21 protein-coding genes are annotated in these 26357 nt (G+C 69.2%); 13 read left to right on the top strand and 8 right to left on the bottom strand.

The features are described from left to right. Positions 1 to 98: 98 nt before the first annotated feature. Complete coding sequence (locus J7495_RS02945) at positions 99 to 938, top strand: hypothetical protein (protein ID WP_294054584.1); 840 nt, start codon at positions 99 to 101, stop codon at positions 936 to 938. A gap of 6 nt (positions 939 to 944) precedes the next feature. Here J7495_RS02945 and dapA read toward each other — a convergent pair whose 3' ends face one another. Next, entirely contained in the window at positions 945 to 1826 is an 882-nt protein-coding gene (gene dapA, locus J7495_RS02940) for a 4-hydroxy-tetrahydrodipicolinate synthase (protein WP_294054583.1), read from the bottom strand. A 72-nt stretch (positions 1827 to 1898) separates the two neighbouring features. Between dapA and J7495_RS02935 the strand changes: the two genes are divergently transcribed. Together J7495_RS02935 and J7495_RS20205 are read left to right on the top strand one after the other, a co-directional pair. Beyond that, a complete protein-coding gene (locus tag J7495_RS02935) occupies positions 1899 to 3905 on the top strand; it encodes a lytic transglycosylase domain-containing protein (RefSeq protein WP_294054582.1) in 2007 nt (668 codons plus the stop codon). Continuing rightward, positions 3875 to 4219, top strand: coding sequence for a barstar family protein (locus J7495_RS20205; protein ID WP_366810733.1), 345 nt, complete (start codon positions 3875 to 3877; stop codon positions 4217 to 4219). Before J7495_RS02935 ends, J7495_RS20205 begins: the two co-directional genes overlap by 31 nt. 170 nt (positions 4220 to 4389) lie before the next feature. Here the strand turns inward: J7495_RS20205 and J7495_RS02930 are convergent, their stop codons facing one another. The 3 genes from J7495_RS02930 to J7495_RS02920 all read right to left on the bottom strand — a co-directional run bounded on the left by J7495_RS02930 (position 4390) and on the right by J7495_RS02920 (position 9888). Continuing rightward, positions 4390 to 7095 carry a TonB-dependent receptor gene (locus tag J7495_RS02930; RefSeq protein ID WP_294054581.1) on the bottom strand — a complete coding sequence of 902 codons (2706 nt, stop codon included), beginning with the start codon at positions 7093 to 7095 and terminating at the stop codon, positions 4390 to 4392. A 383-nt stretch (positions 7096 to 7478) separates the two neighbouring features. Then, on the bottom strand, positions 7479 to 8552 hold the full coding sequence (locus J7495_RS02925) for an acyl-CoA dehydrogenase family protein (RefSeq protein WP_294054580.1): 1074 nt from the start codon (positions 8550 to 8552) through the stop codon (positions 7479 to 7481). Between the two features lie 112 nt (positions 8553 to 8664). Further along, positions 8665 to 9888, bottom strand: a complete 1224-nt coding sequence (locus J7495_RS02920) for an acyl-CoA dehydrogenase family protein (protein WP_294054579.1) — start codon at positions 9886 to 9888, stop codon at positions 8665 to 8667. A 295-nt stretch (positions 9889 to 10183) separates the two neighbouring features. On the opposite strand from J7495_RS02920, the gene J7495_RS02915 reads away from it, so the two are divergent. The 4 genes from J7495_RS02915 (at position 10184) to J7495_RS02900 (ending at position 14421) form a co-directional block, all read left to right on the top strand. Then, entirely contained in the window at positions 10184 to 11413 is a 1230-nt protein-coding gene (locus J7495_RS02915) for an MFS transporter (protein WP_294054578.1), read from the top strand. Between the two features lie 132 nt (positions 11414 to 11545). Continuing rightward, entirely contained in the window at positions 11546 to 12118 is a 573-nt protein-coding gene (locus J7495_RS02910; protein WP_294054577.1) for a ca2+ sensor protein, read from the top strand. 81 nt (positions 12119 to 12199) lie between these two features. After that, positions 12200 to 12922: a response regulator gene (locus tag J7495_RS02905; RefSeq protein WP_294054576.1), complete on the top strand. Its 723-nt coding sequence runs from the start codon at positions 12200 to 12202 to the stop codon at positions 12920 to 12922. Next, entirely contained in the window at positions 12919 to 14421 is a 1503-nt protein-coding gene (locus tag J7495_RS02900; RefSeq protein ID WP_294054575.1) for a HAMP domain-containing sensor histidine kinase, read from the top strand. Before J7495_RS02905 ends, J7495_RS02900 begins: the two co-directional genes overlap by 4 nt. A 140-nt stretch (positions 14422 to 14561) precedes the next feature. Here the strand turns inward: J7495_RS02900 and ndk are convergent, their stop codons facing one another. Beyond that, positions 14562 to 14984: a nucleoside-diphosphate kinase gene (gene ndk, locus J7495_RS02895; RefSeq protein ID WP_294054574.1), complete on the bottom strand. Its 423-nt coding sequence runs from the start codon at positions 14982 to 14984 to the stop codon at positions 14562 to 14564. 86 nt (positions 14985 to 15070) lie between these two features. After that, on the bottom strand, positions 15071 to 15511 hold the full coding sequence (locus J7495_RS02890; RefSeq protein ID WP_294054573.1) for a DNA polymerase III subunit chi: 441 nt from the start codon (positions 15509 to 15511) through the stop codon (positions 15071 to 15073). Positions 15512 to 15802: 291 nt separating this feature from the next. Between J7495_RS02890 and lptD the strand changes: the two genes are divergently transcribed. The 4 genes from lptD (at position 15803) to rsmA (ending at position 21358) form a co-directional block, all read left to right on the top strand. Continuing rightward, positions 15803 to 17965 (top strand): LPS assembly protein LptD, encoded by a 2163-nt coding sequence (gene lptD / locus J7495_RS02885; RefSeq protein WP_294054771.1) that lies wholly within the window; start codon positions 15803 to 15805, stop codon positions 17963 to 17965. Between the two features lie 226 nt (positions 17966 to 18191). Then, positions 18192 to 19517, top strand: coding sequence for a peptidylprolyl isomerase (locus J7495_RS02880; RefSeq protein ID WP_294054572.1), 1326 nt, complete (start codon positions 18192 to 18194; stop codon positions 19515 to 19517). 21 nt (positions 19518 to 19538) lie between these two features. After that, positions 19539 to 20546: a 4-hydroxythreonine-4-phosphate dehydrogenase PdxA gene (pdxA, locus tag J7495_RS02875; protein WP_294054571.1), complete on the top strand. Its 1008-nt coding sequence runs from the start codon at positions 19539 to 19541 to the stop codon at positions 20544 to 20546. Further along, the gene (rsmA, locus tag J7495_RS02870; RefSeq protein ID WP_294054570.1) at positions 20543 to 21358 is read left to right on the top strand and encodes a 16S rRNA (adenine(1518)-N(6)/adenine(1519)-N(6))-dimethyltransferase RsmA; all 816 of its coding nucleotides are present in this window, start codon (positions 20543 to 20545) and stop codon (positions 21356 to 21358) included. The genes pdxA and rsmA overlap by 4 nt, the downstream gene beginning before the upstream one ends. A gap of 6 nt (positions 21359 to 21364) precedes the next feature. On the opposite strand, the gene J7495_RS02865 is transcribed toward rsmA, so the two are convergent. Together J7495_RS02865 and J7495_RS02860 are read right to left on the bottom strand one after the other, a co-directional pair. Beyond that, on the bottom strand, positions 21365 to 21883 hold the full coding sequence (locus tag J7495_RS02865; protein WP_294054569.1) for a tetratricopeptide repeat protein: 519 nt from the start codon (positions 21881 to 21883) through the stop codon (positions 21365 to 21367). A gap of 29 nt (positions 21884 to 21912) precedes the next feature. Next, entirely contained in the window at positions 21913 to 23100 is a 1188-nt protein-coding gene (locus J7495_RS02860; protein WP_294054568.1) for an RsmB/NOP family class I SAM-dependent RNA methyltransferase, read from the bottom strand. A 70-nt stretch (positions 23101 to 23170) separates the two neighbouring features. Between J7495_RS02860 and J7495_RS02855 the strand changes: the two genes are divergently transcribed. Together J7495_RS02855 and J7495_RS02850 are read left to right on the top strand one after the other, a co-directional pair. Then, a complete protein-coding gene (locus tag J7495_RS02855; RefSeq protein WP_294054567.1) occupies positions 23171 to 23809 on the top strand; it encodes a glutathione S-transferase family protein in 639 nt (212 codons plus the stop codon). 167 nt (positions 23810 to 23976) lie between these two features. Further along, complete coding sequence (locus J7495_RS02850) at positions 23977 to 26295, top strand: GH92 family glycosyl hydrolase (protein WP_294054566.1); 2319 nt, start codon at positions 23977 to 23979, stop codon at positions 26293 to 26295. Positions 26296 to 26357: the final 62 nt, after the last annotated feature.

The raw sequence follows: 26357 nt of genomic DNA, 5'->3' as shown, positions 1-26357 counted from the left end.
TGCGCCTCACGACGCATGGCACCGTCTCGAAACGCGCTCTTCCGCGCGTTTCCGAACAGGCTCTGACAAGTCGCCGAGGCGAGGACAGGAACGGGCATATGGACGAAGTCGATCGCGAGGCGGACCTGTTGCCGGTCGTGCAGCCGAGTGGCGCACCCGGCGGCGACGCGCTGTCCGAGATGGCGCCCGCCGATCTCGCGCGGATGTGGGAGCTGGTGCGGATCGCGGTGGGGGCGCTGGCGCTGCTCGCGGCGCTGCTGCTCACCAACGCCCAGCGCACGCGGACCGAAGTCCAGTCAGCGAGCGCGATCCAGACCGTGCTCGACGCACGCGCGATCCAGGCCGAGCGCGACCAGGCGCTGCTGGAACGCAACCAGGCGATCGCCGAGCTCGAGGAGCTGCGCGCCGCCTCGCCGACGAGCGGCGCCGATGCCGTGACGCTGCGGCTCTCGGGCTATCTCGGCACGATCGACCAGCAGGCGGGCCAGGCGCGCTCACTGCTCTCGGGAATCGCCGACCCCCAGGCGCAGCAGGCCGGCGTGCAGCTCGACAACCTGCGCGAGACGCTCTCCCAGGCGCAGCAATATCTCTCGGCCGGCGTCGCGCCGCCGCCCGCCGACGGCGCGACGCCTGCGGCCAGGCCGTCGCCCTCGGCCTATTTCCCCGACGAGGCACCTGCCGTGAAGCTGATCCCGGCGAGCCTCACCGGCCCGGCCCGAGCAGCCGCAGCGCCGCCGGCTCTGCCCAAGCCGCCAAGCCAGACCCGCTTCACCGCGATGCTGGCGCTGCTCGGGCTGATGGGGCTGGCGTTCCTCATCGCGACGGGGACGGTCTTCGTCTCGCGCGACGAACGGGCCCAGCGCTGGGCGTCGGAGGCGAACAAGATCCTCTGCGGACTGTTCGTCGGGATCGCGCTGACGCTGTTCGTGGCGGGTTGAGCCGAGTCAGATAAGCCCGGCATGCGCCAGCGCCGCGTCGACCTGCGCGCGGCAGGCGTCGTGCGGCTCGACCATCGGCAGGCGCAGTTCGGCCGGGAAACCCGCGCGGACGCGCGAGACAGCGTATTTCACCGGCCCCGGCGACGCATCGGCGAACAGCGCGCAGTGCAGCGGGAACAGCTTGTCCTGCAACGCCAGCGCCTTGGCATAGTCGCCGCCGAGGCACGCCGCCTGGAAGTCGGCGCACAGCCGCGGCGCGACGTTGGCGGTCACCGAGATGCAGCCCACTCCGCCCATCGCCATGAAGCCGAGACAGAGGTCGTCGTTGCCGCTGATCTGCGCAAAATCCGCCCCGCACGCCGCGCGCTGCATCGAGACGCGCGCGAGGTTGCCCGTCGCGTCCTTCACGCCGACGAACTTGCCCGGGAACGCCTCGACCAATCGCGCCATCGTCTCGGTGGCGATGTCGGTCACCGTGCGCGCGGGGACATTATACAGCACGATCGGCAGCTCGCACTGTTCCGCCACCGCCGCGAAATGCTGGAAGATGCCTTCCTGGCCGGGACGGTTGTAATAGGGCGGGACCATCAGCACCGCATCGGCGCCGGCGGCCTTCGAGGCCTGGACGTTGCCGATCGCGACGCGCGTGTCGTTCGAGCCCGCGCCCGCGATCACCGGCACACGGCCAGCGACCTGGTCGACGCAGACGCGGACCGCCTCGAAATGCTCGTCTTTGGTCAGCGTCGCCGATTCGCCGGTGGTGCCGCAGGGAACGACCGCCGACGATCCTTCGGTCAGCTGCCATTCAACGAAGTCGCGATAATCCTCTTCGGCGAAATCGCCGCCTCGGAAGGGCGTGACGAGCGCAGGGATAGAGCCCGAGAACATGGTCCCGAAAAAGTCCTTAATCCGTGAAAATCGGGACTGGCAGATAGGGGGCGAATCCGTATCATGTCCAGCATGATGGCCTCTGGATTCAAGAGCGCTGTGCTTTTTGTCGGCGTGGCCGGGATCGCCGCCACGTCGCAAATGGCGCAGCAGCAGGTCCAATGGTATCGCAGCGCCATCGAGCAGGGGCTGCCGCAGTCGGCGCCGGGCTATATCCAGCAGGACCAATTGCAGGGCGCGCTCACCGAATGGAAGCGGCTCCAGCAGTCGGACAACCTGCCCTTCTCCGACTATGCCAATTTCCTGCTGCTCCATCCCGGCTGGCCGGGCGAGATCAGCCGCCGCGCCGCCGCCGAGACGGGGCTCGAGAGCGGCACCTGGGCGCCGGGGCTCACCATCCGCTATTTCGAGCGCTTCCCGCCGCTGACCCCCGCGGGCAACCTCCGCTATGCCGAGGCGCTCGCCGCCGCGGGGCGGATGGGCGACGCGGGCGAGCAGGCGCGGCAGGCGTGGCGCGCCGGGCTGCTGCGGCCGGCCGACGAGACCAAGCTGATCGGCGCCTTCTCGGGCTCGCTCTCGGCCGACGACCATGACGCGCGAATGGACATGCTGTTGTGGCAGAACGCCATCTCGACCGCGCAGCGCCAGCTCTCCTTCGTCTCGGCCGCGCGCCGCCCGGTGTTCGAGGCGCGGCTCGCGTTCCGTACCAAGGCGGCCGACGCCGCCGAGAAGGGCGCCGCGGTACTCGCCGAGGGGCGCAGCGACCCCGGCTTCATCGCCGACCGCGCAATGTGGCTGCGCGACAGCGGACAGAGCCCCGCGGCGCGTGCCTATCTCGCTCAGGCGCGCCAGCTCGCGCGGCGGCCGGCAAGCGTCGAGAAATGGTATGAAGCGCTGCTCGCGGGCGCGCGCGGCGCCGCGGCGGACGGGCAGTACGACCTCGCCTACCGCATCGCGAGCCAAGTCGACGACGCCTATCCCGCCGGCACCGACGTCAGCGACCGCCCCTATGGGGAGCGCGACGACTATACGAGCCTCGTCTGGCTCGCCGGCCAGGCGGCGCTCAACCAGCTCGGCCGCGCGCGCGACGCGGCGGGGATGTTCGACCGCTATGCGCATGGCTCGAAGACTCCGCAGACCCAGTCGAAGGGCTTCTACTGGGCCGGCCGCGCGATGGAGCGCGCCGGGCTCACCGCCGATGCCAACGCCTATTTCGAGAAGGCGGCGGGCTATCCCGACCTCTACTACGGCCAGCTCGCCGTCGAGCACCTCGGCCGCTCGCTGCGCCGTCCGCCGGACTTCAACGCGCGGGTGAGCGACCCCGCGGTGCGCGACGCCTTCTACAAGCGCGAGGTGGTCCGCGCGGCGCAGCTGCTGGGCACGCTCGGGCAATATGACGACCAGGGCCTGTTCATCCGCCAGGTCGCCAAGGACGCGACCAGCGACACCGACCATATCCTCGCCGCTGAGCTGAGCCGCGTGATCGGCCGACCCGACCTGGGGGTGATGGTCGGCCGCAGCGCGCTCGAGAACGGCCTCTCGGACTATACCGCGGCGGGCTACCCTTCGGTGCGCGTGCCCGCGGAACAGCAGGATTACTGGACGATGATCCACGCGATCGCGCGCCAGGAGAGCATGTTCGACCGGTCGGCGGTGAGCCATGCCGGCGCGCGTGGGCTGATGCAGCTGATGCCGGGCACCGCGCGCGAAGTCTCGGGCAGGCTCGGCCTCGCCTATGACCGGGACTCGCTGACGCGCGACACCGACTACAACATCCAGCTCGGCTCGAGCTATTTCAAGCGGATGTTCGGGCTCTACGGCAGCTACCCGCTGGCGATCGCGGCGTACAACGCGGGCCCTGGCAATGTGAACAAATGGCTCGCCGCCTATGGCGATCCGCGCACCGGCGGGACCGACGTGGTCCAGTGGGTCGAGAACATCCCGATCTTCGAGACCAAGAACTACGTCCAGCGCGTGCTGGAGAACGCCGTGGTCTACGACCTGCTCAACCCCGAGCATGCGCGCAGCCGCGGGCCGGCGAACCTGAGCTGGTACCTGGGCAAGGGACGGCCGGGCTGAGCAAGCCGGCTGCCGCGACCCGGCGAATCGCGTTCGACGCGGCCGGCTGGGAATCCGAGGACGATTTCTACGGCGCATTCCTCTCGGCGCTCGGCGCACCGGACTGGCATGGACGGAGCGTCGACGCCCTCATCGACTCGATCGTCTTCGGTGGGATCAACGCCGTCGAGCCGCCGTTCGCACTGGTGGTCCGCAACGGCGCGGCGTTGGAGCCGGGGCTTCGGCGAGGGATCGAAAGCATCCTGGCATATCTCGTCGAGGCCGCGCGGGAGGAGAGGCGTGGCGCCGAGTGGCTCGGGGTCATTTTCAAATAACCATCCCCGTCATCCCCGCGAAAGCCGGGACCCAGGGCATCGAGCGACGACCTTCGTAACCCTGGGTCCCGGCTTTCGCCGGGATGACGGCTGAAAGGGGAAGGCTTGCCACCCCAAAACGAAACGGGCCCGCGGTTTCCCGCGGGCCCGTCACCCTGCCTGTTATCCCATCAGAAGCGGAAACGCCCCGTGATGCCATAGGTTCTCGGCTCGGCGAGATATTGCGAGAAAAGCTGGCGCCCGCCCGGATATTGCGGGTCGGTGAAGGGCGCCGCGGTGGTGCCCGCCTGGAAGGGCGTGTTGAACGCCACCTGGGCATAATCCTTGTTGAACAGGTTCTGCGCCCAGAACTCCACCGCCCATTTCTGATCGGGCCCGCGGATGCCGATGCGGCCGTTGACCAGCACATAGCTGTCCTGCTCCTTCTGCGGGAACAGGTCCGAGCCGGTGTTATAGTCGTCGGTCAGGCGGCTATCGACGTAGAACAGCCCCGAGAGCCCCGAGCTGCCGAGCTCGGGCGTCCACGCCGCCGACGCGGTCACCACCACTTCGGGCGCGTTCGACAGATTGTCGCCCGGCAGCTTGCGCAGCGCCGGATCGAGCGCGGCGCCCGACTTGTTGCCGACGAGATCGTCGCGGTAGCGCGTGTTCGAATAGGTCAGGCCCAGGTTCACGCGGAAGTCGCGCGCGGGGACCAGGCTCGCCTCGACCTCGACGCCGCGCGAGCGCACGCCCCAGCCGACGTCGCCCGCCGCGCACGCGCCGGTGGCCGCGCTGGTGTCGCGGTCGGCGCCGTTCAGGCTCGACGTGCAGCCGTTGATCGTCTGGACGATGAACACGCTGCCGTTGAAGGTGTTGAGCTGGAAGTTACGGAAATCCTCCTGGAACGCCGCGACCGAGATGTTGAGCGGCCCGCGCGAATATTTGGCGCCGAACTCGATCGAGGTGACGATCTCCGGATCGAACTGGAGGTTCTTCACCACCGCCTGCGCTCCGCCCACCGACGCGAACGAGACCAGCGGCGACTTGAGCGCCGAGCGATCGAGGTTGAACCCGCCCGCCTTGTAGCCGCGCGACCAGCTGCCGTAGAGCATCAGGTCGTCGGTCGGCTTGAACGAGAGGATGCCGGTGCCGGTGAACTTGTGCTCGCTGCGCTGGTCGTGGATCGAGACGCCGTTGAGCTCCGAGGTGGCGTTGCCCTGGCAGCCCAGGCCGATCAGGCCGCCGGCCACCGCCCCGAGTTGCGCGTTGGTGAGGAAGCTGCCCAGCGAATTCTGCAGCGCGACGCAGGCGGTGTTGTCGTTGCCGAAGGTCGCGTTGAACTTCTTGCGCTCGTTGGTGTAGCGCACGCCCACGGTAAGATCGACGTTGCTCGTCACATGGAAGATGTTGTGCGTGAAGAACGCATAGTTGCGGCTGTTCTGCTTGTAGACGTCGAGCGTCGAGCCCTTGTCGTTGACGCCGTCGAGCGTGTCGAAGCCGTTATAGACCAGCGCCGTCGCCGCGCCGAACAGCGCCGGTCGCGCCGCGAGGCAGCCTGCCGAGGTCGGTGAATAGAGCGCCGCGAGGCCGCCGCCCGAGACGATGCGGCACGTCGCGAACCGGCCATATTGCGTGCCGAAGCGCAAATTGTCGGTGACCGTCAGGTCCTCGTTGGCGTAATAGGCGCCGACCAGCCAGTCGAGCTTGTCGCCGAAGGTCGTGCCCTGGAGGCGGAGTTCCTGGCTGAACGTCTTGAAGCGCCGCGCCGAATTGCCGTCGGCCTTGCGGTAGAGGATGTCGACCGCAGAATAGTCGGTGTCCGATCCCTGGTCGCTGTCATAGTCGCGGTAGGCGGTGATCGACGTCAGGTTCGCGCCGCCGATGTTCCAGTCGACCTCGGCCGAGATCCCCTTGTCCTCGGTCACGCCGTCGTAGCTGCGGCCCTTCGACACGTAGAGCGTGCGGTCATAGCCCTGGTGCAGCGCGGCAAGCGGCTGGCCGAGGTCGCGCAGCACGTTGACGATGTTGTTGCCCGTCGTCGACGAGATCGGCGAGGCGACCTCGTTGAGGTTGCCGATATAGGGGTTGACCGAATTGTCGACGAAGGTCGCGCCGCAGCAGGTCTCGTCGCGGTGCGTATAGTCGCCGATGATCCGCACGCTCAGGTCGCTGTTCGGCTCGAACAGCAATTGCGCGCGGACGAAATAGCGGTTGCGGTCGTTGATGTCGGTGTCGTTGGTGACGTCGTGGTAGAAGCCGTCGCGGCGCACGAAGGTGGCGTCGACGCGGCCCGCGACCGTCTCCCCCAGCGGCACGTTCACCGCGCCGGCCAGGCGGATATAGTCGTAATTGCCATAGGTCGCCTCGACGTTGCCGCCGAACTCGAACGACGGCTTCTTCGAAACGATGTTGAGGATGCCCGCCGAGGCGTTGCGGCCGAACAGCGTGCCCTGCGGCCCGCGCAGCACTTCGACGCGCTCGATCTCGCCCAGTTCGCTCAGCCCAATGCCCGAGCGCGAGCGGTAGACGCCGTCGATGAACACCGCGACCGAGCTTTCGAGGCCGGGGTTGTCGCCCACCGTGCCGATGCCGCGGATGCGGGCGGAGCCATTGGCTTCGCTGCCGGTCGAGGAGACGAGCAGCGACGGCGCGAGCTGGTTGAGCTGGCGGATGTCGCTCGCGCCGGTGAGCGAGAGCTGTTGCTCGCTTACTGCCGAGACCGCGAGCGGCACGTCGGCGAGCACCTGCGCGCGGCCCTGCGCGGTCACCACGATCTCGTCGTTGCTGGGGGCCTGGTCGTCCTGCGCCGAAGCGTCAGGGGCAGTGCCTTGCGCATGCGCGGGCACCGCCAGCGCGATCACGAGCGCCGGTGCCGCGACTGCGGCCAGCATCATAGAGGCTTTCATCCATCCGTCTCCCACCATGGCTGGAACGCTTGTCGGTTCCATACCCTATCCTCGAATAACTCAAATTCCCGGGCGCCCGTCAAGCAGAAGGCGCAGGAAACCACGAGGAAAGCTGCGGGTGTTGCGCAAAAGTCATAGGACCGCGGCGGCCAGACGCGATTTTCGAAACAGGTCCATTGTCGATGGTAGCGCTACCATCATCGAACCGATTTGGTGCTGCATTGCGGTATTTGTTCGCTTTCGCGCGTAACCCCATAATTCGTCATCCCGGCGAAAACCGGGACCCAGGGCAGCAAAGTCATTGCCCGTGGCCCTGGGTCCCGGCTTTCGCCGGGATGACGGTGTTTGGTCCTGGAGTTAGGCGGGTCGCCTCAATAGCCGCTCAACCGCGCGAAACGCTCGCGGTGCCAGGCGGCACTGCCCCACAGCGTCTCGAGCACACGCGCGCGCTTGAGGTAGAAGCCCGCGTCATGCTCGTCGGTCATGCCGATGCCGCCGTGGAGCTGGACCATCTCGCCCGAGACGAGCTTGAGCGTCTCGCCCGCCACGGCCTTGGCGAGGCTCGCCGCGACGCTGGCGTCGGGCCGCCCCGCATCGATCGCCTCGAACGCGCCTTCCACCGCCGAGCGCATCAGCTCGAGCTCGGTGAGCATCTTCGCCATGCGGTGCTGGAGTGCCTGGAAGCTCGCGAGCAGCTGGCCGAACTGGACGCGCGTCTTGAGATAGTCGTTGGTCTGCGCAAACGCCGCTTCCGCCATGCCGAGCATCTCGGCGCCGGCCAGCGCCGCGGCGCGATCGGTGATGCGCGTGAGCAGGTCGGCGGGGCCCGCGCCCAGCTTCTCGCCCGCCGCGCCCTCGAAGCTGACTTGCGCGTGGCTGCGCGCATCGGCGAGGTGGCGCTGCGAGACGGTCACGCCGTCGCCCGCGGCCACCAGCCAGAGCCCGTCGGTGGTCGCCACCACGAACAGCCCGGCGCTGTCGCCCTCGGCGACGAACGCCTTGGTGCCGGTGACGCGGGTGCCCGTGACGGCGGTGGCGATATTGTCGGGGGCGAAGCGCGAGCCTTCGTCGATCGCCAGCGTCGCGACCAGCTCGCCGCTCGCGATCCTGGGGAGCCATTCGGCCTGCTGCGCCTCGGAGCCGCCCATCAGGATCGCGCTCGCGGCGAGCGAGCTGGCGGCGAGCGGCGTCGCGGTCAGCGTCCGGCCGAGCTGCTCGAGCACGACGCCGAGCGACTGGAAGTCGAGCCCCGCGCCGCCATGCGTCTCGGGGACGAGGATCCCCGCCCAGCCGAGCGCGGCCTGCGCCTGCCAGCTGTCGGCGTCATAGCCCGCGGCGGCGCCCGCGTCGCGCATGCGCCGGAAGGCGGTGACCGGAGATTCATGGTCCGCCCATTCGCGCGCCATGTCGCGCAGCATCGTCTGTTCTTCGGTGAGGACTGCCATTCTTCTGTCTTTCGTCATCCCGGCGAAAGCCGGGATCCAGAGTCCCGGGCGACGCCGCTTGTGGCCCTGGGCCCCGGCTTTCGCCGGGGTGGCGCCTGGCTATTGGGGTCGGCTATTGGTGATCCAGCATCCCCAGGATGCGCTTGGCGATCACATTGTTCTGGATCTCGCTCGATCCGCCGTAGATCGTCACGGCCTTGCCGAAGAGCCAGGCGCGCGTGTCGGCGAGCTCGGCTTCGCTGAAGCCCTCGCCTTCCCAGCCTAGCCCGGCCATGCCGCGGATCTCGAGGATCAGCTCGGAGCGCTCCTGGATGATCCGCGAGCCGACGTTCTTCATGATCGACGTCGCCGCCGAGGGCCCCTGGTTCGACCTGGCCTCCGCGGCCGCGCGGCGCAGCGTCAGCATGAAGGCGCGAATGTCCATGTCGTGGCGGATGATCCGCGTGCGCAGGTCGGCATCGGCGATCCGCCCCTCCGCGTCGACGCCGACATAGGCCTTGGCGATCTCCGACACCGGCTTGCCCGCCGCGAACAGCCGCCCCGCCGCCGAGCCGCCGCCCGAGAGGCTGTTGCGCTCGTGCTGGAGCAGCCGCTTGCCGATCGTCCAGCCCTGCCCCTCGGCGCCCACGCGATTGGCCTTGGGCACCTTCACGTCGGTGAAGAAGGTCTCGCAGAAGGGCGAGCTGCCCGAGATCAGCCGGATCGGCTTCACTTCGACGCCGGGCGTGTCCATGTCGATCAGCACGAAGGTGATGCCTTCATGCTTCTTCGTCTTGTCGGTACGCACCAGCGCGAAGCATTTGTCGGCCCATTGACCGCCGCTGGTCCAGGTCTTCTGGCCGTTGACGATGTAATGATCCCCATGGTCCTCGGCGAAGGTCTGGAGGCTCGCGAGGTCCGATCCCGCGCCCGGCTCCGAATAGCCCTGGCACCAGCGAACCTCGCCGCGGGCGATCGCGGGGATGTGCTCGCGCTTCTGTTCCTCGCTGCCATATTCGAGCAGCGTCGGGCCGAACATCATCACGCCCATCCCGCCGATCGGGTTCCAGGCGCCGGCGCGCGCCATCTCCTCCTGCAGCACGCGCACTTCCGCGCGATTGAGCCCGCCGCCGCCATACTCCCTGGGCCAGCTCGGCACGCCCCAGCCCTTCGCGCCCATCGCCGCTTTCCAGGCCTGTTCCTCGTCGCTGAGCGGCTTGGGCGCCTCGACCGCGGACATCGGGTCGTCCTTGCCCTTGAGCGACGGCGGGAAATTGGCGACGAGCCAGGCGCGGACCTCGGTCCGGAAGGCGTCGAGCGTCTCCTTGGGGGCGTCGATCTCGGGTGCGGTGGCCATGGCCTCTCCTGCGTGCATCTGTTCTGATTGGATTCGAAACTGCGGTATGGCGCGTCGCGCGTCAAGCGGGATGGGTACTGTGGAAATGGACGGAAAGGGGCTGTCCTAATCTGCATCCGCGTGCAATGTTCCCGAATCGTTCCGATTCGCCGCAAGGGGGTGCGATGACTGGGCAAGTCCTGGAGAGATGTGGGTGCAGCCGCGTGACGGCGACGGGTCGTGACTCTTGTGACGTTTGGGGTCGCGCGCGCGCGAAGGGTCGTGACTCTTGTGACTCTTCGCAGGTGGCGGGCGCATGAAATTCCACCATCGCGCCGTCCCGATCGTGCTCGCCGCGGTGCTGATCGATTCGATCGGCTTCGGCATCGTGCTGCCGGTGCTCCCCAAGCTGATCCAGACGCTGACGCACGAGAGCCTGCCCGACGTCACCCGGATGGGCACCTATATGCTAACCGCCTTCTCGCTCGCGCAGTTCGTCGCGGCGCCGGTGCTCGGCAGCCTGGGCGACAGCGTCGGGCGGCGGCCGGTGCTGCTCTTCTCGATGCTCGCCTTCGCCGCCGACTATGCCTTCCAGGCCGCCGCGCCGACGATCGCCTGGCTGTTCGTCGGCCGCGTGATCGCCGGGATCGCCGGCGCGACCTACGGCCCGGCCAACGCCGTGCTGGCCGACGTGACCCCGCCCGAGAAACGCGGCGAGGTCTTCGGGCTGATGGGCGCGGCGTTCGGGGTAGGCTTCGTGCTCGGGCCGGCGCTGGGCGGGCTGCTTTCCTTCCTCGGCCCGCGCGCGCCCTTCGCAGCGGCGGCAGCGCTCGCGCTGCTCAACGCGGCGTGGATCTTCTTCCTGCTGCCCGAGACGATGAAGGCAGAGACGCGCCGCCCGTTCGAGTGGCGCAAGGCCAACCTCTTCGGCGCGTTCGAGCCGTTGCGCCACGCCGGCCAGGCGAAGTGGCTGCTCGCCGCGGCGTTCCTCTGGCAGTTCGCGCACATGGTCTATCCCGCCACCTGGGCCTATTGGGCCGAGATCGCGCTCCATTGGGACGAGCGGATGATCGCCGGGTCGCTCGCGGCCTCGGGCGCGGCGATGGCGCTGGCGCAGATGCTCGTCACCGGCCGCGCGATCAAGCGCTGGGGCGAGGAGCGCACCGTGGTGATCGGCATGCTCGCGGGCGGGCTCGCCTTCCTCGCCTATGTCTTCGCGCGCGAGACTTGGATGATCTTCACGATCATCGTCCTCGCCGCGCTCCAGGGACTGGTCTTCCCGTCGATGAACGCGCTGCTCTCCAAGCTCACCGACGCGTCGCACCAGGGCGCGCTGATGGGCGGCATGCAGAGCCTGTCGAGCATCGCCTGGATCCTCTCGCCGCTGGCGATGGGCCAGGCGCTCGCCGGCGGCGCGGAACATGGCTTCACCGGCGGCAACTTCGCGCTGGCGGCGGTGCTGGTGTTCGTCGCCCTGCTGCTGGTCGCGCTCAAGGTCGTACCGCGCGTCCACGCGGTCGAGGCGGAGGCGCAGCCCGCCGGCTGAAGTCCGTTCCGCCTGCGACAAATTGCGACATAGTCGCCGGAACGATGACACACGCCTGCGACAGCGCGGGTGCAGAAGGCTTCCAGCGGCGGGCCAGGCCCTGGTCCGCCGCACCAGGGAGCCTGGAAGCCCATGAGGAAGACGATCCTGTCCGCCGCGCTCGCGGCCACGCTGCTCGCCGGAGGCATCGCCTTCGCGCAGACGGCGCCCGAGGACGGCCCGCCGCCGCCGGGCGGTCCCGGCCATATGATGCGCGACCCGCTGCTGCGCGCTGACGCCAACAAGGACGGCGTCGTCACCCGGGACGAACTGCTCGCCGACGTCGCGCGCCGCTTCGCGAAGATGGACACCAACCACGACGGCAAGATCTCGCCCGAGGAGCGCCAGGCGGCGTTCCAGGCGATGCGCGCCGAGCGCGTAAGGGCCGCCGTGGGCGATCGCGGGATGCGCGACGGCGACGTCACGCTCGACGCGATGGAGGCCCGTGCCCTCAAGCTCTTCGACTTCGTCGACCGCAACGGCGACGGCAAGGTGGACAAGGCCGAGCGCGACCTCGTCCGCGAGAATATGATGGCCATGCGCGGCCCCGGCGGACCTGGCGGTCCTGGGGGCTTCGGCGGCCGACGCCATGGACCGCCCCCGCCGCCGCCGCCGGGCGACGAGGATGGTCCCCCTCCCCCTCCGGCCGGCTCCCCCAACCAATAGCCGGCTGGAATGCCGGGCGGCTTGGCCTCCTCAGCCGCCCGGCACTTCCTTAAGCTGATCAAATCGCTACCCTTGTCCCCCATGTCCGATACCCCCCACCTCCTGCTCGTCGACGACGAGCGCTCGATCCGCGAGCCGCTGGCCCAATATCTGACGCGCCAGGGCTTTCGCGTGACTCAGGCCGGCGACGCCGAGGGCGCCCGCGCGCGCCTCACCGCCTATGCGATCGACCTGGTGGTGCTCGACATCATGATGCCCGGCGAGGACGGGCTCAGCCTCTGCCGCCACATCCGCGAGACCAGCGAGACGCCGGTCATCCTGCTCACCGCGCGCAGCGAGGAGACCGACCGGATCGTCGGGCTCGAGATGGGCGCCGACGATTATGTCGTGAAGCCGTTCAGCCCGCGCGAGCTCGCCGCGCGGATCAAGGTGGTGCTGCGCCGCATGTCGGCGGGCGGCGGCTCGCGCCAGCACGCGCCCGAGAGCGGCAGCTTCGCCTTCTCCGGCTGGGTGCTCAAGACCGGCGAGCGCGCGCTGGTCGACCGTGACGGCGTCTCGCTCCCGCTCTCGACCGGCGAGTACAACCTGCTCCACGCGCTGGTGACGCGCCCGCGCCAGGTGCTCACCCGCGACCAGCTGCTCGACCTCACTCAGGGCCGCGAGGCCGCCGCGTTCGACCGCGCGATCGATAACCAGGTCAGCCGGCTCCGCAAGAAGATCGAGCCGGATCCCAAGAACCCGGCGATCATCAAGACCGTGTGGGGCGGCGGCTATACGCTCGCCACCGAGGTGACTCGCCTTTGAAGCTTCGCCGCCTCGCTCCGCAGAGCCTGCCCGGCCAGATCGCGCTGCTCGTCGCGGCGGCGCTGTTCGTCGCGCAGGCGATCAACTTCGCGCTGCTGCTCAACGAACGGCGCGCCGCGCGCTCGGCACAGGTGATCGTGCCGACGGTGACGCGGCTCGTCGACGCCTCGGAGCGGCTCGCGCAGGGCGGCGATCCGGCCGACGGCGGGTTCATGCGCGGCGGCTTCGACCGGCCGTTCTGGGGCAGCCCTCCGCCGGACGCGGACAATACGCCCGCGGCGGCACGCCCCGGTCCGCCGTCTTCGCGCGATGGCGCCCGTGGACCGCGTCCGCGAGGTCCGGGGCTGTTCGATCCGCGCATGCGCGTCCAGCTCATGCCGACCAATCCGATCGCCGCGACGGCGCTGCGGCGCGCCGACGTCGAGCAGGAGATCGCCGACGGCCTCCGCGAGGCGGGCTTTCCCGCCAAGCAGGTCGTCGCGAGCATCCGCGAGATCTCGCCCGACGAGCCGATGCTCAAGAAGATGCCGCAGCTGCGCGCCGACCGGTTGCGCCGCTTCGGCGCCGAGCTGCAGGTCGCCGCGCAGCTGCAGGACGGCCGCTGGCTGATGCTCCGCGCCGCCTGGCCGCGCGCCGAGCGCGTGCTGATCTTCCAGCTGCTCGCGCAGACGCTGATCCTCTACATCGTCGTGCTGCTGCCGGTGCTCTGGGCGGGGCGGCGCATCTCGCGGCCGCTGCGCCAGCTCGCCCAGGCGGCGGGCCAGTTCACGCCGGGCGACGGCGGCCAGCCGGTCGAGGAGCGCGGGCCCGGCGACGTCCGTGCGGTGATCGCGGCGTATAATGCGCTTGGCCTCCGCGTGAACGCGATGCTCGACGAGAAGGACCGGATGCTCGGCGCGATCGGCCACGACCTGCGCACGCCGCTGGCGGCGCTGCGCGTGCGGATCGAGTCGGTCGAGGACGATGAGGACCGCAACCGGATGGCGGACACGATCGACGAGATGAACCGCACGCTCGACGACATCCTGTCGCTCGCCCGGCTGGGCCGCCCGAGCGAACCGCCGACCGACGTCGACCTGTCGTCGCTGATCGACGCGGTGGTCGAGGATTTTCGCGACCTCGAGGCGAATGTCGAGTTCGAAGAAGCGCCGCGGCTGACGATGCGGCTGCGCCCGTCGCTGATGCGCCGGGCGGTGCGCAACCTGATCGAGAACGCCGTGAAATACGGCGGCGGCGCCGAGGTGCGGCTGGTCCCGGGCGATCAGCTGGTGGCGATCGAAGTCGCCGACCGCGGCCCGGGCATTCCGCCCGAGAAATACGAGGCGGTGTTCGATCCGTTCACGCGGCTCGAGACCTCGCGCAACCGCGAGACCGGGGGCACCGGGCTGGGCCTGGCGCTGGCCCGCGCGATCGTCCGCGATGCGCGGGGCGACATCCGACTGGCGCCGCGCGAAGGCGGCGGGCTGGTGGCGACGATCACGCTGCCGCGTCACGCCTGAGCCCGTCCCCCATCCGCCCAAAACGCCGTCATCCCGGCGAAAGCCGGGACCCAGGAGTCACAAGCGACACGGCTCGCTGCCCTGGGTCCCGGCGTTCGCCGGGATGACGGTTGATTGGTTGAGCTAAAGCGCGGCCGGCCTCAGCCGACCAGCTCTTCCGGCTTGAAGAAGAAGGCGATCTCGATCGCCGCATTCTCGTCCGAGTCCGAGCCGTGGACCGAGTTCGCTTCGATCGATTCAGCCAGTTCCTTGCGGATCGTGCCGGGCTCGGCGTTGGCCGGGTTGGTCGCGCCCATGATGTCGCGGTTGCGCTGCACGGCGTTCTCGCCCTCGAGCACCTGGACCACGACCGGGCCCGAGGTCATGAACGACACGAGGTCGTTGAAGAAGGGGCGCTCCTTGTGGACGCCGTAGAAGCCCTCGGCCTGCTCCTTGCTCATCAGGATGCGCTTCGAGGCGACGACGCGCAGGCCGGCCTCCTCCAGCATCTTGGTGACCGCGCCGGTCAGGTTGCGGCGCGTGGCGTCGGGCTTGATGATCGAAAAGGTCCGGGTCGCGGCCATGGCCGTGCGGCTCCTGTTTTTTGCGTTGCGGAAAGTCGCGGCCTCCTAGTCGCGCCGCCTTTTCTTTGCAAGCACCCAGGGAGGTCCTAAGCGGCCTGTTCCCAGCGGCCCGCGTCGTTCTGCTTCCAATAGCGCCGCTCGACCCCTTCGCGACCGGCAAGCGCCTTCCACGCAGCACGCGCCTCGACGACACGCTCCTCGCCGAAAAAGTGGAAGGCGCGGTCGAATCCCAGGGCCTCCTCGCGCCACACCCCATCCGCCAGCGCGACGTTGCGCGCCCCGTTCGCCGCCGCTGCGTCGCCTGCGATCAGCACCGGCTGGAGCGCATCCGCGGCGCCGCCGGCCTGGCCGTGCGGCAGGAAGCTCTCGGGCGCGTAGCTCCAGAGCAGTTGGTCGAGCCGCGCCCGCGCTTCGGCCTCGCCGGCGACGACCAGCAGCCGCCCACCGCTCGCCAGCACCTTTTCGGCGATTTGCGGCAGCACGCGATCGAGCGGGCGCAGCGTCAGATGGTAGAAGTCGACCTGCATTGCACCCTGTTAGCGCGCCCGTGCGTTGCCGCAACCACGCGGCGTTGCGATGGGGCGCCATGAGTGCGATAGGGCGGCGTTCGGCGGCCATGTGCGCAGGGTGGAAAACGAGTGGGACTGGTAACGACGCGCAAGGCTCTGCTGCTCACGAGCGCCCTCGCGCTCCTGGTCGCAGCCGAAGCGCGCGCGCAGGAAGGCACCGCTGCGCCCGACTCGCCCGCGGCCGCCCAGACCACTTCTCCGCCCGAATCGCCGATCGGCACCGATGCGTTGCGCGACCGCGGTACCCCGCTGCCGCCACCCAATCCCAATGCCGTCGACGCATCCGCGCCCGAGGATGCCGACGCCGACCAGATCGACTTCACCGCCGACCAGCTCGACTATGACTATGACCATGACGTGGTCATCGCGACGGGCAATGTCCGCCTCTATCGCCGCAGCGACAAGCTGCGCGCCGACAAGGTCACCTGGGACCGCAAGACCGGCCAGGTTGTCGCCGAGGGCAACATCGTCATCGTCAATCCGGGCGGCGACGCGGCCTATGGCGACCGGATCGAGCTGACCGACACGCTGCGCGACGGTGTGGTGCAGAACATGCTGGTGGTGCTCGACGCAGGCGGGCGCATCGCGGCAAAGCGCGGCTATCGCCAGGACGGGGTGATCACCGTCTACGACGCCGCCTACACGCCCTGCTCGGTGACGGGTTCGGACGGCTGCCCCAAGGAGCCATCGTGGAAGATCACCGCCAACAAGGTGGTCTACAACCCCAACATCCACCGCATCCGCTACACCGGCGCGCGCATCTCGGTGTTCGGCTTCGCGACCGTGCCGATGCCCGCGCTCTCGCACCCGGTCGGCGGGGTGAGCGGCAGCGGCCTGCTGCTCCCCGACCTGCGCTACAACCGCACCAACGGCGTGCAGTTCGCGCTGCCCTATTTCTTCAGCTTCGCGCCCAATCGCGACCTCACCGTCACGCCCCACATCTATTCCTCGGTGCTGCCGATGATGGAGGCGCAATATCGCGAGCTGAACAGCCTCGGCGCCTTCCAGGTGACCGCCTACGGCACCTACAGCCGCCGCTCGGACGACCTGCTCGCGCCGATCACCGCGGCCAATTCGAACGAGGCCTTCCGCGGCTATATCGACGCGGTCGGGCGCTACCAGCTCGACCCTTATTGGAGCGTCAGCGGCTCGATCCGCGTCGCGAGCGACCGCACCTTCCTGCGCCGCTACGACATTTCGCGCGACGATCGGCTGCGCAACAACCTCCGCGTCGAGCGGATCGACGAGGACAGCTACCTCAGCATCAACGGCTGGGCGGTGCAGACGCTGCGGCTCGGCGAGAGCCAGGGCGCGCAGCCGATCGCGCTGCCCGAGATCGACTATCGCCGCCGCCTCAACGAAGGGCTGATCGGCGGCCGCATCGAGCTCGAGGTCAACACGCTCGCGATCGGCCGCACCAACGGCGAGGATTCGCAGCGCGCCTTCGCCTCGTTCAAATGGGACCTGCGCAAGCTGACGTCCTGGGGCCAGGAGATCACGCTCACGGCCTATGGCCGCGGCGACCTCTATCATGCGTCGGACGTCGCCTCGACGACGGTGGTGAGCTATCGCGGCGATCCCGGCTTCCACGCCCGCGCGATCGGCGCGCTGGCGCTCGACATGAAATGGCCGCTGGTCGGTCCCGCGTTCGGCGGCATCCAGCGGATCACGCCGCGCTTCCAGATCGTCGCCTCGCCGCGGATCGCCAATCTCGACGTGCCCAACGAGGATGCCCGCGCGGTCGACCTCGAGGATTCGAACCTCTTCGCGCTCAATCGCTTCCCCGGCTACGACCGCTGGGAGGATTCGACGCGCTTCACCTGGGGGCTCGACTATTCGCTCTACCTCTCGGGCTTCACCGTCGATGCGAACGTCGGGCAGAGCTATCGCCTGTCGTCGCGCCCCTCGATCCTGCCCGCGGGCACCGGGCTCGACGGGCGCGTGTCGGACATCGTCGGGCGTACCGTCATCCGCTTCCGCGACTTCGTCTCGCTGACCCACCGCTATCGGCTCGACAAGGACAGCCTGGCGGTACGGCGCAACGAGATCGACATGACGCTCGGCTCGCGCAGCACCTATGTCTCGATGGGCTATCTCAGGCTCGACCGGAACATCGCTCCCGCGCTCGAGGACCTGCGCGATCGCGAGGAGGCACGCATCGCCGGCCGCGTCCAGATCGCGCGCTTCTGGTCGGTCTCGGGCTCGATGCTGATCGACCTGACCGACAGGAAGGAAGACCCGCTGTCGACCGCCGACGGCTTCACGCCCGTGCGTCACCGGCTCGGCATCGCCTATGAGGACGACTGCCTCCGCCTCGGTCTCACCTGGAAGCAGGATTACGAGACCACGGGCGACGCGAAGCGCGGCTCCAGCTTCATCCTGAGCCTGGCATTCAAGAACCTCGGCTTCTGAGCGGCACCGATCTCAGGTGATTTGCGACGGTTCCCAAAGGCGTCCGGCTTGTGCTAGCAGGGCCCCACTGGGGGAGTGGAGGGCCGGAGACGCGCGCATCCCGTGGGGAATGGGGATCACCGCCGAACAGCCTTGGTTCAGGCACATTTGGCGGTTAAGCGGCGCAGTCACAGCCAGGATGAGGGTAGAAGTTCAGGTGAACATCGGTGTTGCGAAGGCGGCTCGCATGGGCCGCAAGACGTTGCTGGCGCTTGGCTTGGCCGCGTTGACCACTGCTTCGGTTGCACAGACGGTGCCCGACGACACGACGCCCACCGCCGGGCTCGACCTGCCGGCGAACCTCCAGATCTTCGGCAAGCAGGATCCCAACATCCGCAAGCCCACCGCGATCGTGAACGACGTGGTGATTACCGGCACCGACGTCGACCAGCGCGTCGCGATGGTGATCGCGCTCAACAACATCCCGAACCTCCAGGCCGACGAGAAGGATCGTCTGCGCCTCCAGGTGCTGCGTTCGCTGATCGACGAGACGCTGCAGATCCAGGAAGCCAAGGCCGACAAGATCGACGTCACCAAGGAAGACATCGACAACAGCTTCGCGCGCGTCTCGCGCAGCTTCCAGCGCACGCCCGAGCAGATGCGCACCTGGCTGCGCCAGATCGGCTCGTCTGAGCGCTCGATCAAGCGCCAGATCGAAGGCGAGCTCGCCTGGAGCCGCCTGCTCCGCCGCCGCGTCTCGATCGAAGTGAGCGACGAGGAAGTGAACGCGATCCTCAAGCGCCTGCAGGAATCGAAGGGCACCGACGAGTATCGCTTCTACGAGATCTACATGAACGCGACGTCCGATCGCGCTTCCGAGGTCTTCGCCGCCGAGCAGCGGATGCTCGAGCAGCTCAAGCAGGGCACGCCGTTCGAATATCTCGCGCGCACCTATTCGGAAGCCTCGACCAAGGCGACCGGCGGCGATCTGGGCTGGGTGCGCATCGCGATGCTGCCCGACCAGCTCTCGGTCGTCGGCCAGAAGATGAACGTTGGCGAAGTCGCCGGGCCGATCGAGCTGCCCACGGGCTTCTCGATCCTGTATCTGGCCGACAAGCGCCAGGTGCTGATGGCCGATCCGCGCGACGCCAAGCTGGCGCTCAAGCAGCTTACCATCCACTTCGCCAAAGGCACGACCGAGGCACAGGCGCAGACGCTCGCGGCGAACTTCGCCGAATCGACCAAGACGATGCAGGGCTGCGGCGATGCCGCGCGCGTCGCCGGGACGCTGGGTGCCGAAGTCGTCGACAATGATTCGATCAGGGTCCGCGAGCTGCCGGGGCCGCTCCAGCAGATGGTGCTGGGCCTCCAGGTCGGCCAGTCGACCCAGCCCTTCGGTTCGGTGGAGGATGGCGTGCGCGTGCTCGTGCTCTGCGGCCGCGACGATCCCACCGCGGCGAACCTGCCCTCGGCCGAGCAGCTGGGCGAGCAGATCGCCGAGCAGCGCACCAATTTGCGCGCGCAGCGCATGCTCCGCGACCTGCGCCGCGACGCGATTGTGGAATATCGTTGAACCGGGCATAGCGGCCGGCACATGATCCTGCCGCTCGCCGTCGCCATGGGGGACCCCGCCGGGGTCGGTCCCGAGATTGCCGCCAAGGCGTGGAAGGCCCGCGAGCTCCATTCGCTCGCGCCCTTCTTCGCGGTCGGCGATCCGCGCGCGATCGAAGCAGTGTGGGACGGGCCGGTCCAGCGGATCGACGACCCTTCCGAAGCCGGCCAGGTCTTCGCCAGGGCATTGCCGGTGGTCGCCGTCGCCGACGCAGGCGAGATCGTGCCGGGCAAGCCCGACATCGACGGCGCGCGCAACGCGCTCCAGTCGCTCGAGCTCGCCGCCGGGCTGGCGCGGTCGGACGCGGCGGGCGCGCTGGTGACCGGGCCGGTCTCCAAGGCGCAGCTCTACAGTATCGGCTTCACCTACCCCGGCCAGACCGAGTTCGTCGCCGAGCGCTGCGGCGTCGCGCGCGAGAATACGGTGATGATGCTCGCGGGCCCGACGCTGCGCGTGGTGCCCGTCACCGTCCATGTCGCGCTCGCCGAGGTGGCGGCCTTGCTCTCGGTCGAGCTGATCCTCGCCAAGGCGCGCGTGACGGCGCGCGGGCTCTACCGCAACTTCGGGATCGAGAAGCCGCGGCTCGCCTTCGCCGGGCTCAACCCGCACGCGGGCGAAGGCGGGGCGATCGGGCGCGAGGAGATCGAGCTGCTCGAGCCGGCGATCGCCCAGCTGCGCGAGGAAGGGATCGACGCGGTCGGCCCCTATGCCGCCGACGGCATGTTCCACCCCCGCGCACGCGCCACCTACGACGCGGCAGTGTGCCTCTACCACGACCAGGCGCTGATCCCGCTCAAGACGCTCCATTTCGACGACGGCGTGAACATCACGCTCGGCCTGCCGATCGTACGCACCTCGCCCGACCATGGTACCGCCTTCGGCATCGCCGGGCGCGACGAGGCCAATCCCGGCGCGATGATCGCCGCGATCCGCATGGCGGCGAGCGCCGCGCAGCACCGCGCCGAACTGGCGCTCGCCGGGCATTCGTGACCGAGCTTCCGCCACTCCGCGACGTCATCCGGAAATACGGCCTCTCCGCCAGCAAGGCGCTGGGGCAGAATTTCCTGTTCGATACGCAACTGCTCGCGCGCATCGCCGCGGTGCCGGGGAAGCTGGGCGACGCCGAAGTGTTCGAAGTCGGCCCCGGCCCGGGCGGGCTCACGCGGGCGTTGCTGGGCGCGGGCGCGAAGGTGACCGCGGTCGAGCGCGACCGGCGCTGCATCCCGGCGCTCGAGGAAGTCGCCGAGGCCTATCCCGGACAGCTCCGGGTGATCGAGGGCGATGCGCTGGAAGTGGATGCGCCCTCGCTCTTCGCCGGGCGGCCGCACATCGTCGCCAACCTGCCCTATAATGTCGGCACGGCGCTGCTCGTCGGCTGGCTCACCGGCGGCTGGCAGCCCTGGTGGGCGAGCCTCACCTTGATGTTCCAGAAGGAAGTCGCCGAGCGGATCGTCGCCGCGCCGGGGACCGAGGCCTATGGCCGGCTCGCGGTGCTGGCGCAGTGGCGCTCGGAGGCGCGCATCGCGATGACCGTCCACCGCTCGGCCTTCACCCCGCCGCCCAAGGTGATGTCGGCGATCGTCCACATCACGCCCGGCGAGGCGCCCCAAGGCATGCGCGTCGAGCGGATCGAGGCGCTCACCGGCGCGGCGTTCGGCCAGCGCCGCAAGATGCTGCGGCAGAGCCTGAAGGGCGTGCCGGGCGCTGTCGAAGCGGCCGAGCGGCTCGGCATCGACACCAGCCGGCGTGCCGAGACGGTCAGCGTCGCCGAGTTCGTCGCGCTCGCCCGCGAGCTGGGCTGAACGGCCTCAGGGCTTGGCGGGGGTCGCCGTCTCAGGCGTCTCGGGCGGCGTCGCCTGGGCGGTCGCGGTAACCGGCGGGCCCTTGGCGATCGCGGCGGCGAGGACGGTCGCGTCCTGGCAGGTGCTGCGGCACAGGCCCTGGATCTTCGCGAGATTCTCCTTGGCCTTCTCGACGGCGCCCTTGGCCATCATCGCTTCGCCCTGGCCGCGCAGCGTGCTCACGTCGTTGGGCTCGAGCAGCAGCGCTTCCTGGTAGAAGCGGATCGCCTTGCCCGGCAGCCCCTTGGCGCGCGCGACTTCGGCGAGCGCGACAAAGGCCTGGCGGTTGCGCGGATCGACGGCGAGCGCCGTCTCGTAGAGGTCGGTCGCACCGTCGAGGTTGCCCGCGGTCTGTGCGGCGCGGCCCTGCTGGAGCAGCGCGATCGACTTGGCGTCGATCTGGTCGTCGGGCCGCTGTGCGTTCAACGCCGAGGAAACCGTGAGCACCATCAGCGCGACGGCGGCCGAAATCGCAGTGAACCGCATCAACATCTCCGAGACTGGAACCCGCGTCGCTACCATGGCCGGACCATCTTCGCGACAAAAAAGCCGTCGGTCGAGTCTCGGAACGGGGTGAGCCGAAGCCCGGCACCGCGCGGGCTGCCAGCGCCGAGCGACAGCGGCTCGGCGACCCAGCCCGGATGCGCGGCGAGGAAGGCGTCGACCTGATCGGCGCCCTCGGCCTCGAGCAGCGAGCAGACGATATGGACCAGTGCCCCGCCCGGCCGCACCAGCCCGGCGGCGACGCGGAGGATATGCGCCTGCGTCTCGGCATAGCGCGCGATCCGCGCCGGAGTGATCCGCCAGCGCGCCTCGGGGTTGCGCCGCCAGGTGCCGGTGCCCGAGCAGGGTGCGTCGACCAGCACGACGTCGGCGCGGCCCATCTGGTCGGCGAGCATCGCGGCCTCGCGATTGGGATCGAGCAGCCGCGTCTCGACGATGCCCACCCCCGCCCGCTCGGCACGCGGCATGAGGCGGGAAAGCCGCGCGCGGTCGACGTCGCAGGCGAGGATCGAGCCGTGCCCCGCCATCGCCGCGGCGAGCGCGAGCGTCTTGCCGCCGCCGCCGGCGCAGAGGTCGATCACATGCTGGCCGCGCTCGACCGGTGCGGCACGCGTGACGATCTGGCTGCCCGCGTCCTGCACCTCGATCGCACCTTCGGTCCAGAGCGGGTGCTTCTCCACCGCGGTGTCGGGCGCGAGCCGCAGCGCCTGGGGCGCGCCGGGCACCGTCTGCGCGTCGGGGAATTGCGCGGCGACCGCGGCGGGGTCGGCCTTGAGCCGGTTGACCCGGATGTCGAGCGGCGCGCGGTCGAGCAGCGCCCTCGCCTCCTCGCCCGCGATCCCCGAAGCGGCAAGCGCCTCGACCAGCCACGCCGGCGCGACGCCGGGGACGGCGATGTCCTCGCCCGGCGAAATCGGTGCCGGGCCATAGGGCGATCCGTCGAAGCTCTCGCGCACGGCTTCGCGCTGGGCCGCCAGCGCGAGCATCGCCGCACGCCCGCTCGAGGGCCGGTCGCCGCACAGCCGGATGGTGTCATAGACGAGGTCGCGGATCGCGCGCCGGTCCTTCGAGCCCGCATAGCGCCGCGCCGCGAACCCGCGCGCGAGGATCACATCGGCGGCCGGTCCCTGGTCGCGGGCAGCGGCGACGATCTCGTCGAGCAGGTCGATCGCGGCCTGGGTACGCGCGGCGGGTGTCATGCGCGGACGTGGAGCAGATGGCGCCCGATTTTGCTAGGGGCGGGATATCGCCGAGGCTAGGATTTGCGGCATGACGATCACGATCACCGCGTTCGAACGCTCGCCCGACGGCGGCAAGGGCCTCGCGCGCGACACGCGGGTGCGCTGGGCGCTCGAGGAAGCTGGCCTGCCCTATGATGTCCGGCTCGTCTCCTTCCAGGCGATGAAGCAGCCCCCGCACCTCGCGTTTCATCCCTTCGGCCAGATCCCGACCTATGAGGAAGGCCACCTCGCGCTCTTCGAGACCGGCGCGATCATCCTCCACGTCGCAGAGCAGCATCCGGGGCTGCTGCCGGAGGGGGGAGACGCACGGGCGCGTGCGATCAGCTGGATGTTCGCGGCAGTCAACACCGTCGAGCCGCCGATCCTCGATCTCACGATCGCGAAGTTCGTCGAAGGCGACAAGCCCTGGACCGCCGAACGCCTGCCCCTGGTCATGGACCGGATCCGCGACCGGCTGAAGCAGCTCGCCGCGCGGCTGGGCGACGCCGAATGGCTCGATGGCGACTTCAGCGCAGGCGACCTGATGATGGTTTCGGTACTGCTGCGGCTCCGCCTCTCGGGCCTGCTCGACGAATTTCCTACCCTCGCCGCCTATGTCGCTCGCGGCGAGGCGCGCCCGGCGTACCAGCGCGCCTTCGCCGACCAGCTCGCGGTCAACACGCGCTGATCTCCGATTAAACCGTCATCCCGGCGAAAGCCGGGACCCAGGGTCAAGCAGGACGTCGCTCGTGACTCCTGGGTCCCGGCTTTCGCCGGGATGACGAAGATTGGGGCGGTGAAGATTGGAGCGGTTGGCATTGGACAATGACCGTGGGCCTCTGCTCTAACCCGCGCATGCGCTTCGCCCTGACCGTCCTCGCCGCCTTCGCCCTCCCCGCCCAGGCCGTCGCCCAGACGCTGCCGGAACCGATCGCCGCCGCCGACCCGATGATCGGCACCGGCGGCGAAGGCCATACCTATCCCGGCGCCACCGCGCCCTTCGGCATGGTCCAGCTCTCGCCCGACACCGATGCGACCTGCGAGATCCGCGCCTGCTACAGCCATGCCGCGGGCTATCGCTACGAGGATCCGACGATCCAGGGCTTCAGCCACACCCATTTCAGCGGCGCCGGCCATTCGGACCTGGGCGACGTGCTCGTCATGCCCCAGGCGGGTGACGCGGTGCAGCTGGACCCGGGCGATCCCAAGGTTCCCGGCTCGGGCTATCGCTCGCGCTTCGACCATGCCAGCGAGACCGCGCACCCCGGCTATTATGCCGTGACGCTCGCCGACAGCGGCATCCGCGCCGAGCTGACCGCGGGCACGCGCGTCGGCATCCATCGCTATGCCTTCCCCGCGGGCAAGCCGGCGCATCTGCTGATCGACCTGCGCTCGTCGCTCTACGACTATCCCGGCAAGATCCTCTGGTCGGGCCTGCACCTGCTCCCCGACGGCACCCTCACCGGCTTCCGCGAGACGCGCGGCTGGGCGCCGGGGCGCAAGCTCTATTTCGCGATGCGCTTCTCGGCGCCGCTCGCCGGCCACGGCTTCGTCGATCGCGACACCGCAGTGAAGTACAAGGGCTTCCAGGCCCCGGGCCGCGACGACGCGGTGGCCGAGAAGCTCGGCCGCGCGCTCGAGGCGAGGCTCGACTTCGGCGCGCTGGCGGGCCCGCTCGAAGTGAAGGTCGCGCTCTCGGGCGTCGACGAGGCCGGCGCGGTCGCCAATCTCGACGCCGAGGCGGGCGGGTTCGACGCAATCCGTGCAAAGACCGAGGCGGCGTGGCGCGACGCGCTCGGCGCGGTCGAGATCGACGCCCCGGCGCCGATGCGCCGGACGCTCTACACCGCGCTCTACCACACGCTCCTTGCTCCCAGCGTGTGGGGCGACGCCGACGGCCGCTACCGCGGGCCCGACGATCAGGTGCACAAGGCCGAGGGTTTCACCTTCCGCTCGACCTTCTCGCTCTGGGATACGTTCCGCGCCGAGCATCCACTGCTCACGCTGATCCAGCCCGAGCAGACCACCAGCGACGTCGTCCAGTCGCTCGTCGCGAGCCAGCGCTACGGCCCCTATGGCATCCTGCCTGTCTGGCAGTTCGCCGGGCGCGAGACCTGGACGATGATCGGCTACCACGCCGCCCCGGTGATCGCCGACGCCTATCTCAAGGGCATCCGCGGCTTCGATGCCGAAGCGGCGCTCCAGGCGATGCTCTCGAGCGCGACCTATCCGCCCTATGGCGGCCTCGGCGATTACATGGCGCTCGGCTATGTCCCGATCGACCGCGAGCCCGAGGCGGCGTCGAAGACGGTCGAATATGCCTATGACGACTGGGCGATCGCGCGGATGGCGCGGGCGATGGGCAAGGCCGATATCGCCGCGGCGTTCGAGAAGCGCGCCGGCTATTGGCGCAACAGCTTCGACGCGAAGAGCGGCTGGCTGCGCGCGCGCAAGGCCGACGGCAGCTTCCGCGAGCCTTTCGATCCCACCGCGATCAACTATGGCTCGGACTATACCGAGGGCAATGCGTGGCAATATTCCTGGTTCGTGCCGCAGGACCAGGCCGGGCTGTTCAAGCTGCTCGGCGGCGATGCCAGGGCGGTGGCGAAGCTCGACGCGATGTTCGATTACGACGTGTCGAAGCTCGACTACAGCCACGCCGAGGACATCGCCGGACTGATCGGCCAGTACATCCACGGCAACGAGCCCAGCCACCACGTCGCCTATCTCTACGCCTATGCCGGCGCCCCCTGGCGGACCCAGGCACGGCTCAAGCAGATCGTCGAGAGCCAGTACAAGCCAACCCCCGATGGCCTCTCGGGCAACGACGACCTCGGCCAGATGTCGGCGTGGCTCGTCTTCACGTCGCTCGGCTTCTATCCGGTGGCGCCGGGATCGAACCAATATGTCATCGGCCGCCCCTTCGTGAACCGCGCGACGATCCATCTGCCCGGCGGCAAGGCATTCACCGTGGTGGCCGAGAAGCTCTCCGACGCGAATGCCTATGTCGGCCGCGTCACGCTCAACGGCAGGCCGCTGGCGCGCAGCTACGTCACCGACGCCGAGATTCGCGCGGGGGGCGAGCTGCGTTTCACCATGCAAGCGCTTCCAAACCGAACCTGGGGCAGCAGCAGGGAAGCACGTCCCTTCTCGATGTCGACGGCCCGCAACTAGCAGCCCCACCCAATCCGCGCCTCGGGGACAACGCTATCCCGAAGGCGGCGGCGTTGCTGAAG

This window comes from Sphingomonas sp., assembly GCF_017745215.1.
Lineage (GTDB): Bacteria > Pseudomonadota > Alphaproteobacteria > Sphingomonadales > Sphingomonadaceae > Sphingomonas.
Note: the sequence above shows the minus strand (reverse complement) of the source record. Positions and strands in the feature narration are given on the sequence as shown.